This window comes from Nonomuraea sp. NPDC003201 (genome assembly GCF_053590415.1).
Map to the genome: position 1 here is coordinate 1 of NZ_JBSFTC010000445.1, position 6,923 is coordinate 6,923.

At 71.0% G+C, this 6,923-nt stretch carries 8 protein-coding genes; 2 read left to right on the plus strand and 6 right to left on the minus strand.

The window, feature by feature from the left end; genetic code table 11:
• Positions 1 to 127: 127 nt before the first annotated feature.
• Both ACWDX9_RS57270 and ACWDX9_RS57275 read right to left on the minus strand, forming a co-directional pair.
• Positions 128 to 1,318, minus strand: a complete 1,191-nt coding sequence (locus tag ACWDX9_RS57270; protein ID WP_363968783.1) for an acyl-CoA dehydrogenase family protein — start codon at positions 1,316 to 1,318, stop codon at positions 128 to 130.
• Positions 1,319 to 1,370: 52 nt separating this feature from the next.
• Positions 1,371 to 2,165, minus strand: a complete 795-nt coding sequence (locus ACWDX9_RS57275) for a CPBP family intramembrane glutamic endopeptidase (RefSeq protein WP_449971540.1) — start codon at positions 2,163 to 2,165, stop codon at positions 1,371 to 1,373.
• 61 nt (positions 2,166 to 2,226) lie between these two features.
• Between ACWDX9_RS57275 and ACWDX9_RS57280 the strand changes: the two genes are divergently transcribed.
• Positions 2,227 to 2,571 carry a DUF6285 domain-containing protein gene (locus ACWDX9_RS57280; protein WP_449971542.1) on the plus strand — a complete coding sequence of 115 codons (345 nt, stop codon included), beginning with the start codon at positions 2,227 to 2,229 and terminating at the stop codon, positions 2,569 to 2,571.
• 42 nt (positions 2,572 to 2,613) lie between these two features.
• On the opposite strand, the gene mctP is transcribed toward ACWDX9_RS57280, so the two are convergent.
• From mctP to ACWDX9_RS57295, 3 genes are all read right to left on the minus strand, one after another.
• Positions 2,614 to 4,221: a monocarboxylate uptake permease MctP gene (mctP, locus tag ACWDX9_RS57285; RefSeq protein ID WP_449971545.1), complete on the minus strand. Its 1,608-nt coding sequence runs from the start codon at positions 4,219 to 4,221 to the stop codon at positions 2,614 to 2,616.
• Positions 4,218 to 4,427 carry a DUF3311 domain-containing protein gene (locus ACWDX9_RS57290; RefSeq protein WP_350734699.1) on the minus strand — a complete coding sequence of 70 codons (210 nt, stop codon included), beginning with the start codon at positions 4,425 to 4,427 and terminating at the stop codon, positions 4,218 to 4,220. The genes mctP and ACWDX9_RS57290 overlap by 4 nt, the downstream gene beginning before the upstream one ends.
• 563 nt (positions 4,428 to 4,990) lie before the next feature.
• Positions 4,991 to 5,368 (minus strand): VOC family protein, encoded by a 378-nt coding sequence (locus tag ACWDX9_RS57295; RefSeq protein ID WP_449971548.1) that lies wholly within the window; start codon positions 5,366 to 5,368, stop codon positions 4,991 to 4,993.
• Positions 5,369 to 5,420: 52 nt separating this feature from the next.
• On the opposite strand from ACWDX9_RS57295, the gene ACWDX9_RS57300 reads away from it, so the two are divergent.
• A complete protein-coding gene (locus ACWDX9_RS57300) occupies positions 5,421 to 6,311 on the plus strand; it encodes an SDR family oxidoreductase (RefSeq protein WP_449971550.1) in 891 nt (296 codons plus the stop codon).
• A gap of 7 nt (positions 6,312 to 6,318) precedes the next feature.
• Here ACWDX9_RS57300 and ACWDX9_RS57305 read toward each other — a convergent pair.
• Positions 6,319 to 6,923 (minus strand): WYL domain-containing protein (locus ACWDX9_RS57305; protein WP_449971553.1); only part of this gene is annotated, 605 nt, incomplete at its 5' end.

Below are 6,923 nucleotides of genomic sequence, written 5' to 3' on the forward strand. Positions count from 1 at the left end.
TGCCGTTCGGAGCCCGTGACGACGTCGAGGGCCCAGGTCTCCCGGGACGCCCCGCCGGGCAGCCGGGCGCTGAAGGGCACGGACGCGCCTGCCCCGAACACCTCGCCGACGATCTCGTGGAGCCGGGTCATCGCAGGCCGAACTCCCAGTTGCCGCCCGCCGCGTACTCGCCCAGGATGCGCCGTCCCACCGCGTCGATGTGCACCTCGTCGGGCCCGTCGTAGATCCGCCCGGCCCGAGCGTGCCGGTACATGCGGTCCAGGGGCGTGTCGGGGGTGAGCCCGGCGGCGCCGTACACCTGGATGGCCCGGTCGATCACGTTGTGCAGCGTGCGCGCCCCGACCACCTTGATCGCGCCGATCTCGACCCGGGCCTGCGAGCCCGCGTCGATGGCCTCGGCGGCGTGGAGCGTGAGCAGCCGGGCGGCCTGGATCTCGGCGTAGGAGTCGAACACGTGCTGGCGCATGAGCTGCTTCCCGGCCAGCGGCTCGCCGAACGCGGTCCGCTCCTGCAACCTGCGGCACATCAGGTCGAACGCGCGCTGCGCCTGCCCGAGCCAGCGCATGCAGTGGAAGATCCGGCCGGGGCCGAGCCGCCGCTGCGCGATGACGAACCCGTGGCCGCGCGGGCCGAGCAGGTTGGCGGCGGGGACGCGGACGTCCTCGTACCGGACCTCGCAGTGCGCCCCGTCGAGCCCCAGCACGGGCGTCTCGCGGACGATGCGGTAGCCGGGCGTGTCCGTCGGCACGAGGATCATGGAGAAGGCCAGGTGGGGCGGCGCGTCCTGCTCGGTCCGGCACATGACGGTCGTGTACGCGGCCCGCGAGGCCCCGGTCGTGAACCACTTGTGCCCGTTGATCACCCATTCGTCCCCGTCGAGCACCGCGGCGGTCCTGATCTGGGTGGGGTCGCTGCTGGAGATCGACGGCTCGGTCATGGCGAAGCTGGGCCAGATGTCGCCCCGCACGAGCGGTTCGAGGTAGCGCTCGCGCTGCTCGGGGGAGGCGTGCTCGTGCAGCATCAGCGAGTCCTGCAGCGTGAACGTGCCCAGCGCGAGCTGCCCGTACTCGCTGCGGCCCTGCACCTCGTTGACGTAGACGTAGTCGAGGAACGGCAGGCCGCCGCCGCCCAGCTCACGCGGGTGGCCGAGCGCCCACAGGCCCTCCTTCCTGGCCTCGGCCCGCAGCTCGTCCAGGGCCGCCGCGGCCTCGGGCCCGCCCGCGTGCAGCACCGGCTCGGCCGGCTCCACCCGCTCGGTCATGAACGCGTGGACGGCGTCGCGGACCGGCCGGACACCGTCGGGAACGGCGAAGCTCATGTTCCGGATCTCACCCGAAACCAGTTGTCAGGTCAACGGTTTCGGGACGGTTTCAGGGCAGCCAGCTCACACGGCCGTGCAGGAAGGCGTACCCGACGAAGGCGACGGCGTCGATCAGCGTGTGCGCCACCACCAGCGGCATCGCGCGACCCCAGCGCTGGTAGAGCCGCCCGAACACCACGCCCATCACGACGTTCCCGACGAACCCGCCGAAGCCCTGATACAGGTGGTACGACCCCCGCAGCAGCGCCGACACCGCGACGGCCTTCCACGGCGTCCACCCGGCCTGGTCGAGCCGGTGCAGCAGGTACCCGGCGACGAGCACCTCCTCCAGCACCCCGTTCTGCGCCGCGGCGAGCAGCAGCACCGGGACCTGCCACCACACCTGGGGGAGCTGGCCGGCGACGACGGTCAGGTTCACGCCCGTGGCCCACACGACGAGGTAGAACGCCAGCCCGGTGCCGCCGATCGCGGCCGCCAGCACCGCCCCGCGCACCGTGTCGCGGCCCTTCTCCTGGAAGTCCACGCCGATCGTGCGCAGCGACTCCCCGGAGCGCACCATCAGGTACGCCACCAGCGCGACCGGCGCCACGCTGACGGCGATGTCGGCGAGCTGCAGCGCCAGGTCCAGCCACGGCCGCCCGGGCGCCATCGACCGGACCAGCACGGCCTGCTGGCCCTTCAGCTGCTCGGGCGCCGTGAGCGAGCCGATCAGCCGCAGCAGCGCCAGCAGGCCGCTGGCGCCGAGCGAGACCGAGAACACGACGAACAGCTCGGCCCGGATGAGCCGGGGCCCGAGAGCCGGGGGCGGCCCCAGGGGAGAGGCGGTGGGAGACCCTGTGCGCATGGCCGCAGGCTAGCCGTTCATCGATCGGACGCGAATAAATAGTGCCTTGAGGAGAAATCAGATGACATCTGCTCCGCACGACGTGCCCACGGCGGCCCAGCTCGTGGCCGCGGTCCGCGACTTCCTCCAGAGCGACGTGCTCCCGGCCGTGGACGGGCGGGTGCGCTTCCACGCGCGGGTGGCCATCAACGTGCTCGGCATGGTGGAACGGGAGATCACGCTCGGCCCGGAGCAGGCCCGCGAGCACGCGGCGCGGCTGGCCGCGCTCGGCATGGCCGACGACGCCGAGCTGGCCGCCGCCATCCGCGAGGGCCGGATCGAGGACGACCACGCCCTCGTCACCGCCCTGGAGCAGGCCGTACGGGCGAAGCTGGCGGTCGCCAACCCCGCCTACCCGGAAGACTGACGGCCCGCCCCGCTCGTGGCAGGACGGGCCGTCAGCGGGGGATCAGTGCGAGCCGGTCAGGTCCAGGTCCTTGACCTTCGGGTCGCCCTCGTCGGCGAAGTACTCGTCGCGAGCCGTCGCGTCCTCGCCGTCGGCCACCTTGGTCGCCCGGAACAGCAGCGTGACCAGCGCCGCCACCAGCACGTTCACGGCCACCGCCACGAACCCGGGGTAGATCGTCATCTTGGTGTCGAAGCCCAGGTTCGACAGCGCGAACGCCGAGCCGCCGAAGTGCAGCTTGCCGTTGGCCGGGTTCGGGATGAGGTACAGCATCCACATGCCCGCCACCAGGCCGGCCGCCCAGCCCGCGATCAGGCCGCCCTTGTGGAACCAGCGCGTGTACAGGCCCAGCGCCACCGCCGGCAGCGTCTGCAGGATGATCACGCCGCCGATGAGCTGCAGGTCGATCGAGAACTGCGGGTCGAGCAGCAGGATGCACAGCACCGCGCCCACCTTGACCAGCAGCGACACGATCTTGGAGACGTTGGCCTCCTCGCGGTCGCTGGCGGTCTTGTTGAAGTACTCGCGGTAGATGTTGCGGGTGAACAGGTTCGCCGCCGCGATCGACATGATCGCCGCGGGGACGAGCGCGCCGATGCCGACGGCCGCGTACGCGACGCCCGTGAACCAGTCGGGGAACATCTTGTCGAACAGCAGGGGCACGATCGTGTTGTTGTCGGCCTTGCCGTTGGTCATCACCGGCTTGACGCCGGCCGCGATGGCCATGAAACCGAGCAGCGCGATCAGGCCGAGCACGAAGCTGTAGGCGGGCAGCGCGGACATGTTCCGCTTGATGACGTTGCGGTTCTTCGAGGCCAGCACGCCGGTGAGGCTGTGCGGGTAGAGGAACAGCGCGAGCGCCGAGCCGAAGGCCAGCGTCACGTACTGGAGCTGGTTGTTGGCGTTCAGGATGATGCCGTCGCCCGGCGCCGGGGTGGCGTCGAACTTGGCCTTGGCCGCGTCGAAGATCGAGTCCCAGCCGCCCAGCTTGGCCGGGATGTAGATGACGGCCGCCAGGATCACGATGTAGATCAGCGTGTCCTTCACGAACGCGATCAGCGCGGGCGCCCGCAGGCCCGACTGGTAGGTGTACGCGGCCAGGATCGCGAACGCGATCACGATCGGCAGGTGCCCGGTGATGCCCATCGCCTTCAGCACCGACTCGATGCCGATGAGCTGGAGCGCGATGTACGGCATCGTCGCCACCAGCCCGGTGATCGCGATCACCAGCGCCAGCGTCGGAGACCCGAAGCGGGCCCGGACGAAGTCGGCAGGCGTGACGAACCCGTGCACGTGCGACACCGACCACATCCGCGCCAGCACCAGGAACACCAGCGGGTACACCACGACCGTGTACGGCAGCGCGTAGAACCCGATCGCGCCGGAGCCGAACACCAGCGCCGGCACCGCCACGAACGTGTAGGCGGTGTAGAGGTCGCCGCCCACCAGGAACCACGTGATCCAGGACCCGAAGCTGCGCCCGCCGAGCCCCCACTCGTTGAGGCTGGCCAGGTCGTTCGGCCGCCGCCACCGCGCGGCCACGAACCCCATGACGGTGACCAGGAGGAACAGCAGCACGAAGACGACCAGCTCGGTCGTGTGCGCGCTCACTTGGTCATCCTGTAGACGATGGTCGTGGACACGACGCCGACCACGATGAAGGCCAGCTGGAGCCAGTAGAAGAGCGGGAAGCCCAGCAGGCGGGGCTCGTCGGCGTTGAACAGGAACGTCAGCAGCGGCAGCACGATGGGCAGGATCAGCAGCCAGTTCCAGGGGCTGCGGTCGGTGCGTGGCTGCCCGGGTTCCCCGGTAGTCATCAACCCTCCGATGAGTGGATCTGGAGCCGGCTGTGACCGGTTCCTGACGGGTAGTCAATGGAGGGAGAGTAGCTTTGCGGCGGCATTAATCAAAATGTCGGCAATATTACGGTTTGGCCTAAAATCGTTGGCCATTGCCGGCGGCCACACGCGTCACCCCGAAAACCATAAACACTCACCCGCCGCACGCCTCCCCCTGATCGCCGAATGGTCCCTTCCCCGCGACGAACGGTTCCGCACCCACCGCACTGGCGAGACCCCGGATAACGGGACCGGCCGGACGGACCGTCGTGGCGCGGCACGCGACGGCATGCGGGCCTGGCGCGACGTCGTGGGACCCGTCGTAGGGTGGCACGTCGCGAGGATGCGCCGTGGTGGGGTGGCGCTTGGCGGCGGTGTGGGGCCATCATCGGGCGGCGCGTGGCGTGGCCGCTTGGCGTGGGGCCGTCGCGGTGTGGCGAAGTGCGTGGACGCTTGGGAGCGCCGCGTCGGCGGGTCGGGGTGCGGTGGAGGTCGGCGCCGTCGTCGGTGCCCGGCCCGGTGGGGGTGACGGGGTCGTGCCGTCAGGCCGGGTGCCGCGTTCGGGGGTCAGGTGGTGCGGTCGGCGGCGGTTTTGGGGTCGTGGTGGACGTCCCCCCCGATGGGGTGCTGGTGGAGTTCGCGGCCTGGAGCACCCCGAACTCGCTGTCGTCGTGGTTGAGCACCACCCCCACGTCCACCCCCCTGGCCACGAGCCGTTCCCGGTACTCCTCGATCCGCTCCGGCGGCACGTCGAAGGCGATGTGGTTCATCGACCCGACCGCCGACAGCAGTTCCCCCCGATCCGGCAGGTTCTCCGGCGCCGACACCCCCGGCACGCCCTCCGGCGCGTCCGGGAACCAGAAGAACGCCAGCGCGTTCCCGCCCCCGCAGTCGAAGAAGAAGTGCTGGCCCCAGCCCATGGGCGGAAAAACATGACACGAGATGTCGGGTATTCGGGGAACGATCGGCCACATGATTGCTTTGGTGGCGGGGGCGACCCGCGGAACGGGACGGGGCATCGCGGTGGCGCTGGGCGCGGCCGGCGCGACGGTCTACTGCACGGGCAGGAGCACGCGCGAGCGGCGTTCGGAGATGAACCGGCCGGAGACCATCGAGGAGACGGCGGAGCTGGTGACCGCGGCCGGCGGGACGGGCATCGCGGTCCAGGTCGACCACCTGGACCCTGATCAGGTCGAGGCGCTGGCCGAGCGGGTGGAGCGCGAGCAGGGCAGGCTCGACGTGCTGGTGAACGACGTGTGGGGCGGCGACCACCTCTGGGCCTGGGACACCCCGGTCTGGAAGCACGACATGGACAAGGGCTTCCGGCTGCTCAGGCTGGCGGTCGACACGCACATCATCAGCAGCCGCCACCTGCTCCCGCTGGTGATCAGGAACGAGGGCGGCCTGGTCGTCGAGGTCACCGACGGCACCTGGGCCTTCAACGAGACCCGCTACCGCGAGAACGTCTACTACGACCTGGCCAAGGTCTCGGTGAACCGGCTGGCCTTCGCCTGGTCGCGCGAGCTGCGCCCGTACGGGGGGACCGCGGTGGCGGTGACGCCGGGGTTCCTGCGCTCGGAGGCGATGCTCGACAACTTCGGCGTCACCGAGGACAACTGGCGCGAGGCGAAGGTGGACGTCACCTGGATGGTCTCCGAGACCCCCGCGTACGTCGGCAGAGGCGTCGCCGCCCTCGCCGCCGACCCCGACCGGCAGCGCTGGTCGGGCAGGTCGGTCGCCAGCGAGGACCTGGCCGGCGCGTACGGCTTCACGGACGTGGACGGCAGCCGCCCGCGGGTGTGGAGCTTCATCACGGAGGTACGGGAGCCGGGCAAGGACACCGACCCGGCCGAGTACCGCTGAAGGCCGGTCAGGGCCGGTAGAGGGCGGACGTGCGGGCGGCGGCGTCGGCGACCAGCTTCCGCAGCTCGGGCGGGTCCAGCACCTCCGCCTCCGGCCCGAACCGCAGCACCTGCGAGTACGCCACCGGCACCGACTCCACCGCCAGCCGTACCGTCCCGTCCGGCTGGAGCGAGGCGAGCGCGTCGTCGAGCGCGGCCGGGTCGGCGATGTGCCGCAGCATCCGCACCCCGTGCTCGCTGAGCCGCAGCGTGACCACGTCCCGCAGCAGCGACCGGCTGAACTCCGCCGACTGCTCCGCCCAGAAGGCGGCCAGGTCGAAGGAGGGCTCCCGGTCGAACGGCTCGGCGAGCACGGACACCGCGCCGAACCGGTGCACCCGGAAGATCAGGAACCGGGTCCCGAGCCGCGCGGCCAGGTACCAGGCGCCCGCCTTGAGCACCAGCCCGTACGGCTCCAGCGTGCGCACCTTCCCCTTGTAGACGGCCGAGACGCGGCGGTCGTTCCACACGGCCCTGGCCAGCGGCGCGAGCGCCTCCGGCGGCGGGACGTCGCCGACGAACCAGCCGGGCGCGTCCAGGTGGAAGCGCTGCGCCGCGACGGCCGGCGCGTCCA

Bases quoted from the DNA above. Each gene is read 5' to 3' on its own strand.
- ACWDX9_RS57295 (WP_449971548.1), bottom strand. From the start codon at position 5,368: ATGGGCTGGGGCCAGCACTTCTTCTTCGACTGCGGGGGCGGGAACGCG.
- ACWDX9_RS57275 (WP_449971540.1), bottom strand. From the start codon at position 2,165: ATGCGCACAGGGTCTCCCACCGCCTCTCCCCTGGGGCCGCCCCCGGCT.
- ACWDX9_RS57300 (WP_449971550.1), top strand. From the start codon at position 5,421: ATGATTGCTTTGGTGGCGGGGGCGACCCGCGGAACGGGACGGGGCATC.
- ACWDX9_RS57290 (WP_350734699.1), bottom strand. From the start codon at position 4,427: ATGACTACCGGGGAACCCGGGCAGCCACGCACCGACCGCAGCCCCTGG.
- ACWDX9_RS57270 (WP_363968783.1), bottom strand. From the start codon at position 1,318: ATGAGCTTCGCCGTTCCCGACGGTGTCCGGCCGGTCCGCGACGCCGTC.
- ACWDX9_RS57280 (WP_449971542.1), top strand. From the start codon at position 2,227: ATGACATCTGCTCCGCACGACGTGCCCACGGCGGCCCAGCTCGTGGCC.